Below are 15,881 nucleotides of genomic sequence, written 5' to 3'. Positions count from 1 at the left end.
ACTCGGTAAAATTTTGCCCGAATCAGCGCGGATTATCGATGCGCCTGCATTGATGAGCGCTGTTGACCGCTGTATCGTAAGCTCATAATTTCAGACAACAATTGTTCGCCGTGATGTGGGGCAGGGCGATGACCGATCAAAGTAAAACCGTAACGCGTGTCGATCTGTGCGAAGCCGTCTACCAGAAGGTGGGGCTGTCGCGCACGGAATCGTCTGCCTTCGTGGAACTCGTGCTGAAGGAGATCACCGATTGCCTTGAGAAGGGCGAGACGGTGAAGCTGTCCTCGTTCGGCTCCTTCATGGTCCGCAAGAAGGGTCAGCGCATCGGTCGCAACCCGAAGACCGGCACCGAGGTGCCGATCTCGCCGCGCCGGGTCATGGTGTTCAAGCCGTCGGCGATCCTGAAGCAGCGGATCAACGCCCAGCACCGCACCAATGGCGACGCCAGCAAGGCGCAACCCGAGGCGTAATCCGCCCTCTGGATAAGGATTTGGCATTTGGACAAGGCGCCGGATGCGTTCCGAACCATCAGCGAAGTAGCGCAGGAACTCGACATTCCGCAGCACGTGCTGCGGTTCTGGGAGACCCGATTCTCCCAGATCAAGCCGATGAAGCGCAGCGGCGGCCGCCGCTATTACCGCCCCGACGACGTCGACCTGCTCAAGGGCATCCGCCGTCTGCTCTACGGGGAGGGCTACACCATCCGCGGGGTGCAGCGGATCCTGAAAGAGCACGGCGTCAAATCGGTGCAGGGCCTCGCCGACAGCGCGGCCGCGGTCTCGTTCGGCGCCATCGAGGACGCCGTCGGCGCCAGCCTGATGGAGCCCGAGGAGGAGACCGGCGTCCGCGGCGCCCGCGACAGCGACGATGACGACTACCAGGGCGAGGAGGAGGAGGGCATCGACTTCCGCTTCTCCGAGACCGATGACGAGGAAATCCTCACCACCTTCCGCAAGGGCGGCACCCCCGCCGCGCCCGCAGGCCCCAGCGCCATCCACCGGGAGCGCCTCGGACGGGTGCTCGCCGAGCTCATCGCCTGCCGCGAAATGCTGGATCAGGCATTGAAGGACGCCTGACGCCGGACTCCGTCGGCTTTGGGCCAGTTCCGAGGCCTTTCGGCGGAGACAGCAAAATGGTGTCACCTCGCCTTGCGCAAAGCGGCGATCCTAGCTAATGGAACGACGTTCGGAGCGTGGCGCAGCCCGGTTAGCGCACTAGTCTGGGAGACTAGGGGTCGGAGGTTCAAATCCTCTCGCTCCGACCAAAACTTAGCCGGATTTCAGGGCGTCCGGATTTTCTCAAGGGTAACGGATAGGGTAACGGGCTTATGTCGCCGGGATGTGAATAGCCCGGATAACCAACGACAGCTTGCCCGCGTGTACGTGGGGCGTACCACCATCGCGCGTTGATTCGCCCGGAGCCAGGCACATGGGCACCTCGGATCGTAGATCGCTGACCTTTGAACAAGCGAGGGTTTGGCACCTCTCCCGGCGCAGCTCGACCGCAAGGAACTTAGTCGAGAACTTCGGGCGAAGCTTTGGGCCTGCATTCATGCAAGGCTTGATCGAGCCTACACCGACATTCTCCATTATCGTGGAAACTGGTCCAGAATTCTGAAGGATCTGCATGTCGACCACCACCACGTTCGCATCGACAAATTCAATCCGAACGGGATCGTCACCAAGATCGGTGACTTGTTCGAAAAAGCCGAATGCCACAAGGTGTACGGTTGGCTTTAGGCTGTTCTTCGGCACCCAAATTGTCCGCCTGATCTCGGTCCAGCAGTTCAGTTGGTATTAGAGAACTGCCGCGCGGCTTACCGCATTGAAGACGGTGTGTTCTGGCCGACTGCCTCAACAGAGGAAGCCGACGCGCTTATCCAGGCGAACACAGCATTATCTGCTTCGCAATTCGGTGGCGCAAAAACTCACTTAAAAAATGCTGCTTCGAAACTCACCGAAGGAGATTACCCAGCAAGCGTTCGTGAAAGTATCAGCGCAGCGGAGTCAGTTGCGCGCGTGCTCGAACCTACTGGCGATCTTTCGAAGGCATTGTCGGGATTAGAACAGAGGATTGCTCTCCATCCGGCGCTTAAAAAGGCGTTCCTATCACTCTATGGATATACGAGCGATGAGAAGGGCATCCGACATGCGCTCTTAAGTGAGGCTGAAGCGGACGTTGATGAAGCTGACGCGATCTTCTTTATCGGAGCATGCGCATCGTTCCTCACCTATCTGATTTCCAAGTCGCACACCAGGCGGTAGGGCAATCGGAGTAATCGACGACGTCCGTAAGTGGCTAAACGACGTACCGCTATGGAAGGAACTCGGGACGATACCTGATCGGACGAAGGCGCTTGAGGAAAAGGTTGCCGCATTGGAGGCGGCCCTAAACGGCAAACGGCCAGGCGACGTATGCCCTTCTGCGGTGCGCAAGGCGGTTCCGATGGCGACGATTTACGCAACTCTGGAAGCCCTCGAAAAGAAGGGGTTCGAATCCATGAAAAAGTGCTGCAATTAGCGTAACGCAGCGTAACGGAGCACTAGTCAGCAGAACTAAGGCGCTGCAATCCAGCGCGCGAGGGCGCTGCGATTCGGTGCGAACGAGCGCGCGGATTAATGGACGGCTTCGAGGGCTTCGAGCGGATTGAAGAACGGCTTCGGTTGGCCGCAATACAATTCTTGCCTGCGCTTGAACTTAGCAGCACAATGAAGACACATTAGTACGGGCTTTGATCTGGGGATCATGCTGTCGGGAATGAGGGTATCAGATGGTCACGTATCGTCTATCGAAACCCGGAATTGTAAAGCAACCATCGGTAGGAACTGGCGACGACGAAGTTTCACTGCCCGTGTGTTGGGCTTGCGCCCTTAGCTCCTGGCTTGAAGCCACTCGCGGGGTCAGTTGGTCATATAGCTCAATCATCCAAATGTTTCAGATGTACTGCAATGGAAATGCGCTCGATCTTGCGTACTTTGGTGAGATTGCAAACAGCCTCTCGATCAACATGGATTACGAGGAAATCGACAGAGCCGACCTCACGTTCGACTATGTATACGAAAAGATGTTTCCTCTGGCGGGGACGTCCGGGAACCATCTCTACATAGTAATGGAAGGGAAAAACCCAGCTCATGTAGTCGTCGCTTATGGGATTCAGCGGGACAACACCGACTACATCGCGATTATGGATCCGCTTCGGGGTGTGCTCGCTGCTCCTACCCTTTCTACCTTCAGAAACAAGGCCACTGGCTTCTTGATAGGCTGGCCCAGGCGATAACGATTGTGAAGCCTACGTCGGGCGGCGCAGCGATTTCTTTCTATTTGTTGCGTTGTAGCCCCGCCCTTACCATTTACCACCGTCGCCGTACCCCGGGCAGTTGGGCGCGGTCTCTCTTGTGCTCTATTTTCTCTCTCTTTTTCCTGTCTACACATTAGTGTCCTGTCCATTTCAATTCACTTCCAAGTTGACTCATGTCGTTGGTTCACTGGTTCACCTATAGGGATAACCAAAGTGAAATCAAAACGATTGGAGCCTTCAACCATAGAAGTCGCGCTGGAGCTTGAACGGATCGCTGCTGTGTTGCGGAATAGCCAAGCCATTGCGGACCAATCTCGGAAGCAAATAGCTGAGATGGGAAAGAGCGCTTCACCTTGGCAAAGGATCAAAGAAGACGGGTATCGAGGATTTGCCGATTCAGATTTGATCAATGCCTTCGAGAAGATATGTGTTGCGTCGCAGGCCATAGGTCTTCTGATCTTAAGGGAGGGAGAGCTAGAAGGCTTTTGCAGGAGCTTTTCCCGCAGAAACAAGGCCGAATGGTTAGCGTCAGTCTTACAGCTGGACCTTGACAAGACGAAAGACTGGTCGAGGCTCGAATCTTTGCGACTAGCATGCTGAGCGTCGTCGCTCGAGTAATTGATGGGCTCCCTCGACTCAAACCTGGATCAGCCACTCTGTAGTTTGATGCCGGGGCGAGGGCGGCGGGCGTGCCGGTCGAGCTGCATCTGCTCCGCGAACAGCCGCACAATTACGCGCTGATGCCGACGCCGGAGGGCGACGCGCGCGTGCGATCATTCTGCGAGCGGTGGCTTAAGGGGAAGGTGTGATCGTTGTCACAAGCGTGCCGCCGCAATGGGGCTGGCGCTGTCGATGCCCGCGCGGAAGGACGATGCGGCCTCCGGGGCGTTTCCTCGTTCGTCGTCTTGGTGTCGGTAGTTTTGCGGGGCCTTAGGCGTGGCCCTTGATCTCGTAGCGACCCGGAACGCATTTGTAGCGATCGAGCCGCCAGTTGGCGTGGTAGATCGGATGCTCGCCCATCCATTTCGCCAATGGAGCCTGTGCGCCGATCGCACACTGCATCATCGACATCTCGGGCGTCATGTTGCTGTCGGTCACGATTTCCTCGATGCAACTGCCTGAGCTGGCTGCACTCAGCCGGCAGAGCACGGCAACGACGGTCACGAACATTCCAGTCACCTCATCGGTAGTTTCTGACCACGAAGAGGATGCAAGCGGAGTGCCAGAGCCTGTGACGCAAACAACACGCTGGCCTGGCCGACTCGACCCAGCGTCCGGACTCCATTTAACGATTCGGATTGTAAAAAAATTGCCCCTGAACCGAAGCCGGGCAAGTACGGGGAACCGGGTCAGTAACAACCGCAGGGATGTCGAATGCTGGGAGCAGCGCCGCGTCGGTGGCGCTTCACAGGCCGCGCGCAGCCGGTAGGCTCGCAGCACCGTGGCCACTCGCCAAAAGAGCGGGGCCGCCACAAGGGATATGGAAACGCGAGGGCACACCATGAAGACACGACCGACCGGCGTAATCCCGCCGATGACGACGCCGTTCCGGAAGGATGGCGAAATCGACTACACCCTCGTAGCAGCCCAGGTCGACTGGATGATCGGCGCCGGCGCACACGGCGTCGCGGCCGGCGGCTCGACCGGCGAGGGGCATACGCTCGATCACGAGGAATATCGCGACCTGATGGAGGCGACGGTCGCCGCGGTGAAGGGGCGCATTCCCGTCATCGCCGGCATCATCGTCGACTCCACCCGCGATGCGATCCGCCGCGGCAAGCTGGTGCGCGACATGAATGTCGCGGCGCTCCAGGTCACGCCGGTGCATTATCTGTTCAAGCCGGACGACGAGGCGATGGTGGCGCATTTCCGCGCCATGGCGGACGAGACCGGCATGCCCATCATCATCTACAACGTGGTGCCGTGGTCGTACCTGTCGCCGGCGCTGCTGACGCGGATCATGACCGAGGTGCCGCTGGTGGTTGGCGTCAAGCAGAGCGCAGGCGACCTGAAACTGTTCGCGGACCTCATGATGATGGCGCCGGACAAGCTGATCTACAGTGCGGTCGATGCCCTGATGTATCCGTCCTACACATTGGGGGCCCATGGCTCGATCGCCGCGATCCTGACCGCCGCGCCGTATGCCTCCGTCGCGCTGTGGGATGCGGTGAAGGCGGGTGATCATCCGCGCGCGCTCGATCTGCACAAGAAGCTGCTGACGCTGTGGAACGCTGTCATCGCCGACAATCTGCCGGCCTGCACGCGCCATGCGCAGACGCTGCAGGGCCTGCCCATGACTTATCCGCGCGCGCCGATGCCGGAGGCCTCAAGCGCGCAGCAGGCGGCGATCCGCAAGGCGCTGGACGGCCTCGGCGCGTTGAACGGGCGGCGGGTCGAGGCGGCCGAATAGTCCGCGCCCCGAAATAACTGATGAGCACGGCAGCGCCGATCCGCTTTTACCTGCGGATGCGGCGCTGCTACATTTTGCGCGCGCTCCGATGCGTGGCGTAGCCATGAAGAAACATACCGACAAGGGAGGGGCCGAAAGTCCCATGAATGATTTTGCAGGAAAGATCGCCGTCATCACCGGCGGCGGTACGGGAATGGGACGCGAGCTCGCGCGGCAGCTCGTCGCCGAGGGCTGCAATGTCGCGATGTGCGACGTCTCGGAAGCCGCGATGGCCGAGACCAAGCGGCTGTGCGAGGTCGAGAAGCTGCCGCAGGGCTTGCGCGTCACGACGCATGTCGCCGACGTCTCGATCGAGGATCATCTCAAGCGATTCCGCGACGAGCTCGCCGAGCAGCAGAAGACCGACCGGATCCACCTTCTGTTCAACAACGCCGGCATCGGCGGCGGCGGCAGCCTGTTCACCAACACACGCGAGCAGTGGGAGCGCACCTTCAACATCTGCTGGGGCGGCGTCTATCTCGGCGTCCGCACCTTCCTGCCGATGCTGGTCGCGGCCGACGAGGCCCACATCGTCAACACCGCGAGCGTCAACGGCTTCTGGGCCTCCATCGGCATGAACCAGTCGCACACCGCCTACAGCGCGGCGAAGTTCGCCGTGAAGGGATTTACCGAAGCGCTCATCAACGACCTCCGCCTGCACGCGCCGCATGTCAAATGCTCGGTGGTGATGCCCGGCCATATCGGCACCTCGATCGTCTCCAATTCGCGCAAGGTGCAGAGCGCCGACGGCTCGGAGCGGCTCAACGCCGACGAGATCGCGCTGACCCGCAAGCGCATGGTCGCGGCCGGCGTGCCGGATGCCGACAAAATGTCGGACGAGGACATCCAGGCGGCGTTCGCCGAGCGCGCCCGCAGCTTCCTCGAGGATGCGCCGACGACGGCGGCTCAGGCCGCCAGGATCATCCTCGACGGGGTCAAGGCGGAGCAATGGCGCATTCTCGTGGGTGAGGATGCAAAGCGCCTTGACGAGCGCGTTCGTGCTACGCCGGAGCAGGCCTACGACCGCGCCTTCTACGAAAGTTTCACGCAGGAGGTCGGCTGGCGGCTCGGCTGACGCAGGCGACGAGCGCGCGCCGATATAGGTATGATGCGCATCATGGCAAGAGGCGCGCAGGCAATTTCACGTGCCACCTCTTGCCAGTTCGCTGCCGGCGTTTCTTGGCCGTGTCGGCCACTCCTGACGCATTGGAATGTCACGCATGCGACACATCCCTGCGTTCAAGCGATGGTGATCTCGAACGGCTCTCATTGGGCGCGCCGCAGCTTGGTCAGGGAACCAAAATAGTTTATTCAGTCACGTGTAAGGCGATGACCAGAGCGTAGCTCCCGATGATACCCGCATGCCTCTCCGACGACTGGATCCTTTGCCCGGAGCGAGAGGACATCTCCGCTGAGTTCACGCGGCTCCTCACCGCGGCCCAGGACGGCGGCGCCACGATCGCCGAATGCCTGATGATCGCGCGGCAGCTGAAGCGGGGCGACGACCAGTCCTGGCATCGCGAGTGGAAGAAGCTGGCGCAGGCCAATCGCCATCGTGCCGAGGCCGCGTTCGCGGAAGGTCACAGGGCGACCGCGCAGCGCAATTGGCTCCGCGCCATGAATTACTACAGCGCGGCCGCAATGCCGCTCGATCAGGCGGACGAGCGCCGCTGGGTCGCGGTCCTCGCGATGCAGGATTGCGCCCGCCGCTTCCTCGCCGCGCGCGACCCTGCCGGGGAAGTCGTGACGATACCCTGGCTCGACGGACATTCGTTGCAGGGCTATTTCCTGCCCGCGCACGCGCCGTTGGGACGCGTGCGAGCCCCGACCGTGATCTGCATCGGCGAGCCCGGCCATCGCAAGGAAGAGTTTCTGTTCAAGCTCGCGCCGCACGCGCGCGAGCGCGGCTTTTCGCTGCTGGCGCTGGACCTGTTCGGCGACCAGCGCGACGATTATCTCGACGCGCTGTTGCGGCGCCGGGATCTCGAGAGTGCGATTCCGTGCGTCATGGACTATCTGGAGACGTGCAGCGAGGTCGATTTCGAGCGCGTCGCGATCGTCGCCGATGGCTGGGGCTCTTCCTTCGTGGCGCGCGCGGTGCTGCAGGAGCCGCGGCTTGCCGCCGCCGTCTGCGATGGCGGCCTATGGGACCTGCACGAGCGGGCCTTCTTTGCCAGCCGATTCGCGATGAGCGACGTCAGCATCGTTCCGGTGCCGCATGCTCCGCTGATGGCCTCCAGCGCCGACTGTCCGGTGCTGATCACGCTCGGCGAGGACGGCTGGCTCAAGGCCGATCGGGCGCGTCAGATCGTCCAGACCTCCCGGCTCGGCAGTTCGGATGTCATGTTGAAGGTGTTCACCGCGGCCGAAACTGGCGCGGCGCAGGCCCATGCGGACAATCCGAGCCTTGCCAATGAATATATCTTCGATTGGCTGGAATCGCGGCTCGGCGCCGCGGGGCGCATCTGAGGACGTCGCCTCAGAAGTCGAGGGTCAGGCGGACGCAGGCCTTTTCGAGACGGGTCTTCAACATCGCGAGCTTGGTGGTGAATTCCGTCAGCTCTTTCTCGTCGAACTCCTGGAAGACGAATTCCTTGATCGTCTTGTACTGCTCGTTGAGGCTCGCCAGGTGCTTTTGCGTCTTCTCGGTCAGTGATAGTCGGACCACCCTTGCGTCGGTCGGCGAGGGGCGCCGGCGCAACAGGCCCTTCTTCTCGAGCAGCTTGGACTGGGTGGTGACGAACGACGGATCGACGTGGAGCAGTTTCGAGACGACGTTGACCGGAATGCCGTCGTCCTTGTCGAGGTCGGAGATCGCCATCAGGATCAGCCATTGCGGGCCGCTGATGCCGAGCGTTCTCGCCCAGAACTGACGCAGCTCCTCCAGATACATGTTGATCGACGATATCTCCCAGGTGAAGCGCCTGATGATATCCAGATTGCCGATGGTGCGGAGGCGCGCCCCTTCTTTCCTCGTCGCTGACACAGCGTCACTCCCGTGATCTGATTTGTATGCGGCCGGTGTCGTGCAAGCCATAGTCCACGCAAGCCTGCTCTGACGCAAGTGCAGAGCAGGGTAATTTTGTCAGTAAAACTACAAAGATGATCAGCTCACGGAATCGGTTCGCAATGGTGTTGCGAACGGGGCACAGGTTTAGCAAAACCAACAAAGCTGACTAAATAAGGTATTTTGATTACCGAAAGGCGCAGGCATATTGCTTCGTGGCGGTGGGGGGTACTCGATCGTCCCGTTGCAGGTGGTTTGCTCACGTCCCTCGCGTCGAAAGAGGGTGTGTCCGAAGCGCAAAGCGGCCGAGCGGATTTCAAAGACGGGGATCTTGGGGGGCCTCACGGTCCGGTCTTCGTAAAATGAGCAACTTGGAGGTTTTAATATGAAAGTGGTGAAGAGCCTTTTGCTCGGCACTGCGGCGGGTCTGATCGCCGTCGGTGGAGCTCAGGCGGCTGATCTTCCGGTCAAGGCCAAGGCGGTCGAGTATGTGAAGGTCTGCTCGCTCTACGGCGCGGGTTTCTATTACATCCCGGGCAGCGACACCTGCATCAAGCTGGGCGGCTATCTGCGTGCCGAAGTGGCGCTCAATGCCGGCGGCAATTACAGCGCCCAGTACAACAACGTCTTCGCGGCCAACAACCGCCTGACCAACTATTACTCGATGCGCGCTCGTGAAGATCTCAACATCGACACCCGCACCGCAACCGAGTACGGCGTGGTCCGCACCTATTTCGATGCGGTCTTCACCTGGACGACCGGCAACTATGTCGGCGCCGGTTCGGGAACGGGTGCGACCCAGTACAGCGGTACGCTCGGCCTCAACGCCGCAGGCACGAGCCTGATCGGCTCCAGCGGCGGCGCCGTCAACGGCACCGACGGCACGATCTCGGGCGGCGCGCTCGGCGTCTACTACGCCTTCATCCAGTTCGCCGGCTTCACCATGGGTAAGGCCGTGTCGCAGTTCGACGCGCCCTGGATCAACTATCCCGGCAACAACTTCGACCAGCTCGTCGGCGGCAGCGGCACCACCAACGGTGTTGCCCAGTTCACCTACACTGCCGATCTCGGCCAGGGCGTGACGGCGATCGTCTCGGCCCAGGACCAGACGCAGGTGTTCCAGACCGCGCTCTGGAATACGGCCGGCATGTCCACCGCCGGCGTCCTCGGCGGTGCCTACGGCTCCAACGATCTCGGCGGCACCCGCTCCCCCGATCTCGTCGGCACGCTCCGTGTCGACCAGGCCTGGGGCCTGTTCCAGGCCTCGGTCGCTGCGCACGACAACCACGTCGGCTATTACGGCGCGAGCGAAGTAACCGGTCATCCTGAAGACAAGTGGGGCTGGGCCGTCCAGCTGGCGCTGTCGATCAAGAACATCCCGACCGGTGCAGGCGACGTGATCAACATCTCGGGCGTCTACACCGACGGCGCGAGCCGCTACAACTTCCAGGAGCTGGCAGCGACCAGCTACTCGATGTTCGGCGGTTCGGGCGGCGCGTATCAGAGCATCGGCTTCGCCGGCGTGTCTGACGCGGTGTTCGCACCCGGCAGCGGCCTCGAGCTGACTAAGACCTACGGCTTCCGTGGTGCCTACACTCACAACTGGAGCCCGTACTGGAATTCGGCGCTTTATGGTGCGTGGGCTGCCGTCAACTACAGCGGCACCGCCAAGGGCATGATCTGCGGCAGCGCCGCGTTCGCGACCCTGACCGGCACCTGCAACCCGGACTTCAACATCGGCCAGATCGGTGTCATCACCCGCTGGACCCCGGTCAAGAACCTGACCTTCTCGGCTGACTTCACCTACAGCCATCTTGACCAGAAGTACTCGGGCGTGATCACCACGCCGGCGCTCACCAGCGTTGCCAAGCCCGCGGCGACCTATGAGCTGAAGGACCAGGACACCTACAGCCTGTTGGTTCGCGCCCAGCGCAACTGGTAAGCTCAAGACCTTCGGATAGGACGCAGCCCCGGCGGGACACCGCCGGGGCTTTTTTATGAGGTGGGCTTCTTTGCGAGCGGGCGTTCGGAAATCCGGCGGCACGTGCGGGCGACGAAGACGAGCCATGCGAATCGATCGGCCCAACTTTATTTACTTACCTGAGCTACTAAGCTATATAGCTCCCAGCCGATGACGAAAGTTGCGGCTCTGACTTGATGCTAAACCTCCAGAAACCTCCGGCAATGCCCTGCCGGAGGTTTTTCGTTTTGGGCATGGCTCCAGGACTCGCCTCCAGGACTTGGCTCTAGCCGCGCATGACGCGCGCGCGGGAATTCGGCCGGTAGGCGAGGCGGCTGTGGCCGGCGCAATAGGACTGGCCGTCGGGTGCGGAGTTGCCGCAGAAGCAGAAATCGTCCGCGCCAGGCGTCGAGATCGGCCAGCGGCAGCGGTTCTCGGCAAGCTCGAGTAGCGAGCAGCGATTGGCATCGTCGATCGGACCGGTGACCATCGGCGCACCGGTCTCGCCGTAGATCGTGGCGAGCATCTCATATTGCAGCCGCGGCACGGTCCGCGGCGCGCGCGCCGGCGCCAGGCCCCTGTCGTGAACCTTGCGATCGTCGATGGTTCGGCCGCGCGTGAGATTGAGGCGAGACAGCTTGCCGATCACGGCGTTGCGGCTGACGCCAATGTCGGCGGCGATCTCGCGGCAGGAGAGCCCGGCCTCGAAATGCTGCCTCAGAAGTTCGATGCGTTCGTCGGTCCAGGTGGGTGAGAGAACAGGCATGTGTAACGGTCCCAGGTTGCAGATGTCGGCCATCCGCCTCTCGAGATCCGTCCGCCTCACGTTCGGCGCGCGCTCACGTCCTGCCATTGTCGCGAATCGACAAAAGCCCGTCCTTGATGGCGAGACGGATGCCTTCCTCGATCAAGGTACGTGCGACGCCGGGAACGCTGGTGCCGTGGGTGCCCTGTCTCACCAGCTTCTCCAGATAGGTGATGGTCGAGAGCGCCAAGGTTACAGGAATGCGGTCAGTCTCGGCTTTTTCGGTGGCCATGGCCGAACGCTAGCCTCTTACTCAGGTACATAAAAGTTACGATTAAGACTCTATTTAGGTTTGGAGGCAGAAGTCAAATGCAGGCTGCGGCGCCTGGTCAGCCCGTTGGAATCGCGAGGGAAATTTAGGCATGACAAGGCACGCCGCGCGGCAGGCCGGCGGCGGCGTGGCTTCGACCGGTCAGGAGTGGGCTGGTCGGCTCAGCCGTGCACGATCGTCTTTTCGATCATGCAATGGATGCCCTTGGAGCCGTTGACGGTCTGGGTCACCCGCAGATCGGCCGCCAGGCTGCACAGCGTATAGGCGTCCTCGCGCGACAAATTGCGCCTCTCGCCGAGCAGCACGATCATGTCGCGCAGCGCCCGCACCACGCACTGGTCCAGATCGGGGTCCATCGCCATGGTCATGTAATGCGTCGCCGTCTCGCCACGGGGATAATCGAGCCTGAGGTCCTTGCGCAGCGTCAGGCGAAAGCGGCCCTGAAGCGCGGTCTCGATCGCGGTGACGCAAACCTCGCCGTCGCCCTGCACGCCATGGCCGTCACCGCAGGAGAACAGCGCGCCCGGGACGAACACCGGCAGATACAGCGTCGCCCCGGCGCCAAGCTCCTTGTTGTCGAGATTGCCGCCCATGGCGCGAGGAACGAGCGAGGAGATGCGGCCCCAGGCCGGCGGCGGCGAAACGCCCATCACGCCGAAGAACGGCTTGAGCGGCAGGTCCAGCCCCCACGGCATGCGGGCGACCATCCGGGAACGGTCGAGCGGGATGTTCAGAATGCGCGTCTCGTGGAAATCGTCGGGCAGGGTGCCGGACAGCGGCTTGATCATGTTCCAGCCCCAATCCTGCCGGAGCTGGACGTCGAGGATCTCGACCGCGAGCACGTCGCCGGGCTCGGCGCCCTCGAGCGCGATCGGGCCGGTGAGGATGTGGCCGGGCAGCATGCGCTCGTTCTGGGCATGAACCTCGTGCATCTCGGGCGGAATGTGAAATTTGCTGCGGTCGGGCAGCATGTCCGGACCGCCACTGATGGTGTCGACCGTGACCTCGTCACCGCTCGCGATGGTGAGGACGGGCTTGAGCGCAGCCTCGAAGAACCCCCAATGGCAGGTCTCGGGGCTGGAATGCAGGTGGTGATGGGTCATGTGGCGTCCGTCCGTTTCACAGGCCCGGGCTTGACCAGGCAATCGATCCTCTTCCAAGAAGCTTTCTGAAGATCGACGGGCGGGTCAAGCCCGCGCGCAACAGGCACGATCATTCCAGCGAGGCTCCCCTGCTTTTTGTCCTGTCCAAGACCCTCGGCGCAGCGGTGCTGCCGATCAACTTGATGATCGAGCTCGGAATCGTCTCGGTCGTCCTGATGGCGACGCGCTTTGCCGCCTTCGGCCGCAAGCTCGCCGCGGCCACGCTGATCCTGCTGGCGCTCGCCGCGTTTTCGCCGCTCGGCAACCTCTTGCTCTATCCGCTGGAGTCGCGTTTTCCGCCGTGGGATCCGTCGCGCGGTGCGCCCGATGGCATCATCGTGCTCGGCGGCTCGATCGACACCGATCTGTCGGCGGCGCACCGCACGCCGGTCGTCGCGCACGCGGCCGATCGCCTGTTTGCGCCGGCCGAGCTCGCGCGCCGCTATCCGAACACGCGCATTGTCTTCACCGGGGGCACCGCGAACCTGGTTTCGACGGACTCCCGGGAGGCCGACTACTCCGCGCCCATCCTGGAGAATCTGGGCATCGCGAAGCAGCGCCTGATCCTCGAGCGGGACTCCCGCAACACCTACGAGAATGCCATCTTCACCAAACAATTGGTGGCGCCCAAGGCGGGCGAACGCTGGCTCCTGGTCACGTCGGCCTTTCACATGCCGCGTTCGATGGGGATCTTTCGCAAGGCGGGATTTGACGTCGAAGCCTATCCGGTTGACTGGCGAATGGGCGGGCGTGACGATCTCTTCTCTTTCACCAATGTCGGCACGGACGGGCTCGGCCGAACCGAGGTCGCCGTGCGCGAATGGATCGGGCTCGTCGCCTACCGCCTGATGGGCCGGACTGGCGAGTTGCTCCCGGGACCGGCGAAGGACTAGAACCGTTCAAGAAGCAATAACAGCCGGCGCGCCACTGCCGGCCGGGAGGACGCCATGCAACAGCAGAGTGCAGACAGCATCGATCTTGCCGGCCTCGTCGCCGATCTCAACAGCCTGTTGCGACTGAAGACCACGGTGATCGGCATGAAGCTGTTCGCGCGGACCGCGGACATGGAGGCAATCCCGAAAGTCCGGCGGCCGAACGCGGTCCACACCACCGACCAGATCGTCAGCATGGCCGCGCGTCTGGGCTGGACCGTGGGCATCACGGCCGATGATCTCGTCGGCGCGCAATGCCGCGCGGTGATCGGCCTTGCACCGCAGGACGAAAAATGGCTCGCCGGCGAAAACTATGTCGGGGTCTGGCACGGCACGGCGGAGGACGCACGCAAGCGCCAGGAGGCGCTGGACGTGGTTCCGTTCGGGCAATATCAGGCGCTCGCGGTCAGTCCGCTGGCGAGCGGCCGGCTCGATCCGCCGGACATTTGTCTCGTCTATGCCACGCCGGGGCAGATGATCATCCTAATCAACGGGCTGCAATACACCGGCTACAAGAAGTTCGAATGGGGCGTGGTCGGCGAGACCGCTTGCGCCGATTCCTGGGGCAGGGCGCTCAAGAGCGGTGAGCCCAGCCTGTCCTTGCCATGCTACGCCGAACGGCGCTATGGCGGCGTGCCGGACGAGGAGATGCTGATGGCCCTGAAGCCGGAACATCTCGCCAAGGCGGTTGTGGGCATGAAGGCGCTGGCCAAGAACGGCCTGCGTTATCCGATCCCGCCCTATGGTATTCAAAGCGACGTCCGTGCCGGCATGGGCGTGAGCTACGCGAAGAAGTAAAGCAAAGGCGGATCATGAGCTCTGCGAAATTCGACATCGTCGTTTATGGCGCGACCGGTTTTACCGGCCAGCTCGTCGCCGAATACCTGACCCAGCGTTACAAGAGCGACCACGCGCTCAAATGGGCGATGGCAGGCCGCAGCCTCGGCAAGCTGAAATCGGTCCGCGATGCGATCGGCGCGCCCGGGAATACGGCGTTGATTGTCGCGGATGCGTCGGATGCGGCTTCGCTGAAGGCGATGGCGGAGCAGACCATGTCGGTGATCACCACCGTCGGCCCGTATCAGCTCTACGGCGAGGAGTTGCTCGCGGCCTGCGTGGCCACGGGCACGGATTATTTCGATCTCTGCGGCGAGCCGATCTGGATGCGCCAGATGATCGACAAGTACGAGGCGGCTGCAAAAGAGAGCGGCGCGCGGATCGTGTTGTCGTGCGGCTACGATTCCGTGCCGTTCGAGCTCGGTACATTCTTCGTCCAGGAAGAGGCTAAACGTGTCTTCGGCGCGCCGGCCCCGCGGGTGAAAGGGCGTGTGCGCGACATGCGGGGCACGCTCTCGGGCGGCACCGCCGCCAGCGCTAAGGCGACCTTCGATGCGGTGGCCAAGGATCTCAGCCTTGTCGCCATTCTCAACGATCATTTTGCGCTGACGCCCGGCTTCACCGGCCCGAAGCAGCCGAAAGGCAACAGGGCCGCCTTCGAGGAGGATCTGCAATCCTGGGCCGCGCCGTTCACGATGGCGCTGATCAACACGCGCAACGTTCACCGCTCCAACATGCTGATGGGATTCCCCTACGGCCAGGACTTCGTCTACGACGAGATGGTCCTGACCGGTCCCGGCGAGAAGGGCGAGGCCAACGCCAAGCTCGTGATGGCTGCCAATGCGGGCAAGACCGGCCCCGACGCACCGAAGCCGGGCGAGGGGCCGTCGAAGGAAGAGCGTGAAAACGGTCTGTTCGATCTGCTCTATGTCGCGATCGCACCCGATGGCCGCATGGTTCGCGCCGGCGTCACCGGCGACCGCGATCCCGGCTACGGCTCGACCTCGAAGATGATCTCCGAATGCGCCATCTGCATGCTGCGGGACACGACCGACGTCGCAGCCGGCTTCTGGACGCCGGGCGCGGCGATGCAGCACAAGCTGATCAAGCGGCTTCAGGAGAATGCAGGGCTGACGTTCGCTGTGGAGAAGTAGAGGCGCTCACTTGCCGCAATCACGGT

18 protein-coding genes and 1 tRNA gene are annotated in these 15,881 nt (G+C 62.1%); 13 read left to right on the top strand and 6 right to left on the bottom strand.

Annotated features, from left to right (window positions below; genetic code table 11):
• Window positions 1–128 precede the first annotated feature (128 nt).
• The 3 genes from IVB42_RS16400 (at window position 129) to IVB42_RS16390 (ending at window position 1,264) form a co-directional block, all read left to right on the top strand.
• Window positions 129–470, top strand: coding sequence for an integration host factor subunit alpha (locus IVB42_RS16400; RefSeq protein WP_018456841.1), 342 nt, complete (start codon window positions 129–131; stop codon window positions 468–470).
• 27 nt (window positions 471–497) lie between these two features.
• Window positions 498–1,076, top strand: coding sequence for a MerR family transcriptional regulator (locus tag IVB42_RS16395; RefSeq protein WP_018456840.1), 579 nt, complete (start codon window positions 498–500; stop codon window positions 1,074–1,076).
• A gap of 110 nt (window positions 1,077–1,186) precedes the next feature.
• Window positions 1,187–1,264: transfer RNA gene (locus IVB42_RS16390), tRNA-Pro, on the top strand.
• Window positions 1,265–1,325: 61 nt separating this feature from the next.
• Here the strand turns inward: IVB42_RS16390 and IVB42_RS16385 are convergent.
• Window positions 1,326–1,754, bottom strand: a complete 429-nt coding sequence (locus IVB42_RS16385) for a hypothetical protein (RefSeq protein WP_018456779.1) — start codon at window positions 1,752–1,754, stop codon at window positions 1,326–1,328.
• A 36-nt stretch (window positions 1,755–1,790) separates the two neighbouring features.
• Here IVB42_RS16385 and IVB42_RS16380 point away from each other — a divergent pair, with 36 nt between their 5' ends.
• The 3 genes from IVB42_RS16380 (at window position 1,791) to IVB42_RS16370 (ending at window position 3,898) form a co-directional block, all read left to right on the top strand.
• Entirely contained in the window at window positions 1,791–2,264 is a 474-nt protein-coding gene (locus IVB42_RS16380; protein ID WP_247298245.1) for a hypothetical protein, read from the top strand.
• A gap of 665 nt (window positions 2,265–2,929) precedes the next feature.
• Window positions 2,930–3,277 carry a hypothetical protein gene (locus tag IVB42_RS16375; protein ID WP_018455146.1) on the top strand — a complete coding sequence of 116 codons (348 nt, stop codon included), beginning with the start codon at window positions 2,930–2,932 and terminating at the stop codon, window positions 3,275–3,277.
• Window positions 3,278–3,511: 234 nt separating this feature from the next.
• The gene (locus IVB42_RS16370; RefSeq protein WP_157642930.1) at window positions 3,512–3,898 is read left to right on the top strand and encodes a hypothetical protein; all 387 of its coding nucleotides are present in this window, start codon (window positions 3,512–3,514) and stop codon (window positions 3,896–3,898) included.
• A 330-nt stretch (window positions 3,899–4,228) separates the two neighbouring features.
• Here IVB42_RS16370 and IVB42_RS16365 read toward each other — a convergent pair whose 3' ends face one another.
• Complete coding sequence (locus IVB42_RS16365) at window positions 4,229–4,468, bottom strand: hypothetical protein (RefSeq protein ID WP_007603449.1); 240 nt, start codon at window positions 4,466–4,468, stop codon at window positions 4,229–4,231.
• 331 nt (window positions 4,469–4,799) lie between these two features.
• Between IVB42_RS16365 and IVB42_RS16360 the strand changes: the two genes are divergently transcribed.
• The 3 genes from IVB42_RS16360 (at window position 4,800) to IVB42_RS16350 (ending at window position 8,216) form a co-directional block, all read left to right on the top strand.
• Entirely contained in the window at window positions 4,800–5,708 is a 909-nt protein-coding gene (locus IVB42_RS16360) for a dihydrodipicolinate synthase family protein (RefSeq protein ID WP_026232886.1), read from the top strand.
• Window positions 5,709–5,850: 142 nt separating this feature from the next.
• Complete coding sequence (locus IVB42_RS16355; protein WP_085353399.1) at window positions 5,851–6,822, top strand: SDR family NAD(P)-dependent oxidoreductase; 972 nt, start codon at window positions 5,851–5,853, stop codon at window positions 6,820–6,822.
• A 275-nt stretch (window positions 6,823–7,097) separates the two neighbouring features.
• Window positions 7,098–8,216 carry an alpha/beta hydrolase gene (locus IVB42_RS16350; RefSeq protein WP_018455141.1) on the top strand — a complete coding sequence of 373 codons (1,119 nt, stop codon included), beginning with the start codon at window positions 7,098–7,100 and terminating at the stop codon, window positions 8,214–8,216.
• A gap of 10 nt (window positions 8,217–8,226) precedes the next feature.
• Here the strand turns inward: IVB42_RS16350 and IVB42_RS16345 are convergent, their stop codons facing one another.
• Entirely contained in the window at window positions 8,227–8,733 is a 507-nt protein-coding gene (locus IVB42_RS16345) for a MarR family transcriptional regulator (RefSeq protein ID WP_007611061.1), read from the bottom strand.
• 406 nt (window positions 8,734–9,139) lie between these two features.
• On the opposite strand from IVB42_RS16345, the gene IVB42_RS16340 reads away from it, so the two are divergent.
• A complete protein-coding gene (locus tag IVB42_RS16340; RefSeq protein ID WP_247404835.1) occupies window positions 9,140–10,696 on the top strand; it encodes a porin in 1,557 nt (518 codons plus the stop codon).
• 304 nt (window positions 10,697–11,000) lie between these two features.
• Here IVB42_RS16340 and IVB42_RS16335 read toward each other — a convergent pair whose 3' ends face one another.
• The 3 genes from IVB42_RS16335 to IVB42_RS16325 all read right to left on the bottom strand — a co-directional run bounded on the left by IVB42_RS16335 (window position 11,001) and on the right by IVB42_RS16325 (window position 12,893).
• A complete protein-coding gene (locus IVB42_RS16335) occupies window positions 11,001–11,480 on the bottom strand; it encodes a GcrA family cell cycle regulator (protein ID WP_018455139.1) in 480 nt (159 codons plus the stop codon).
• Between the two features lie 73 nt (window positions 11,481–11,553).
• Window positions 11,554–11,751, bottom strand: a complete 198-nt coding sequence (locus IVB42_RS16330) for a hypothetical protein (RefSeq protein WP_007603456.1) — start codon at window positions 11,749–11,751, stop codon at window positions 11,554–11,556.
• Window positions 11,752–11,951: 200 nt separating this feature from the next.
• Window positions 11,952–12,893, bottom strand: coding sequence for an acetamidase/formamidase family protein (locus tag IVB42_RS16325; protein WP_018455138.1), 942 nt, complete (start codon window positions 12,891–12,893; stop codon window positions 11,952–11,954).
• Window positions 12,894–13,075: 182 nt separating this feature from the next.
• Here IVB42_RS16325 and IVB42_RS16320 point away from each other — a divergent pair, with 182 nt between their 5' ends.
• From IVB42_RS16320 to IVB42_RS16310, 3 genes are read left to right on the top strand one after another with little or no spacing between them, the layout of a single operon-like run.
• Window positions 13,076–13,825: a YdcF family protein gene (locus IVB42_RS16320; RefSeq protein ID WP_245288410.1), complete on the top strand. Its 750-nt coding sequence runs from the start codon at window positions 13,076–13,078 to the stop codon at window positions 13,823–13,825.
• Window positions 13,826–13,879: 54 nt separating this feature from the next.
• Complete coding sequence (locus IVB42_RS16315) at window positions 13,880–14,662, top strand: DUF169 domain-containing protein (protein WP_018455136.1); 783 nt, start codon at window positions 13,880–13,882, stop codon at window positions 14,660–14,662.
• Between the two features lie 14 nt (window positions 14,663–14,676).
• Window positions 14,677–15,855 (top strand): saccharopine dehydrogenase NADP-binding domain-containing protein, encoded by a 1,179-nt coding sequence (locus IVB42_RS16310; RefSeq protein WP_018455135.1) that lies wholly within the window; start codon window positions 14,677–14,679, stop codon window positions 15,853–15,855.
• The last annotated feature ends 26 nt before the right edge of the window (window positions 15,856–15,881 follow it).

Source organism: Bradyrhizobium sp. 45 (assembly GCF_023073155.1).
GTDB lineage: Bacteria > Pseudomonadota > Alphaproteobacteria > Rhizobiales > Xanthobacteraceae > Bradyrhizobium > Bradyrhizobium canariense_D.
Note: the sequence above shows the minus strand (reverse complement) of the source record. Positions and strands in the feature narration are given on the sequence as shown.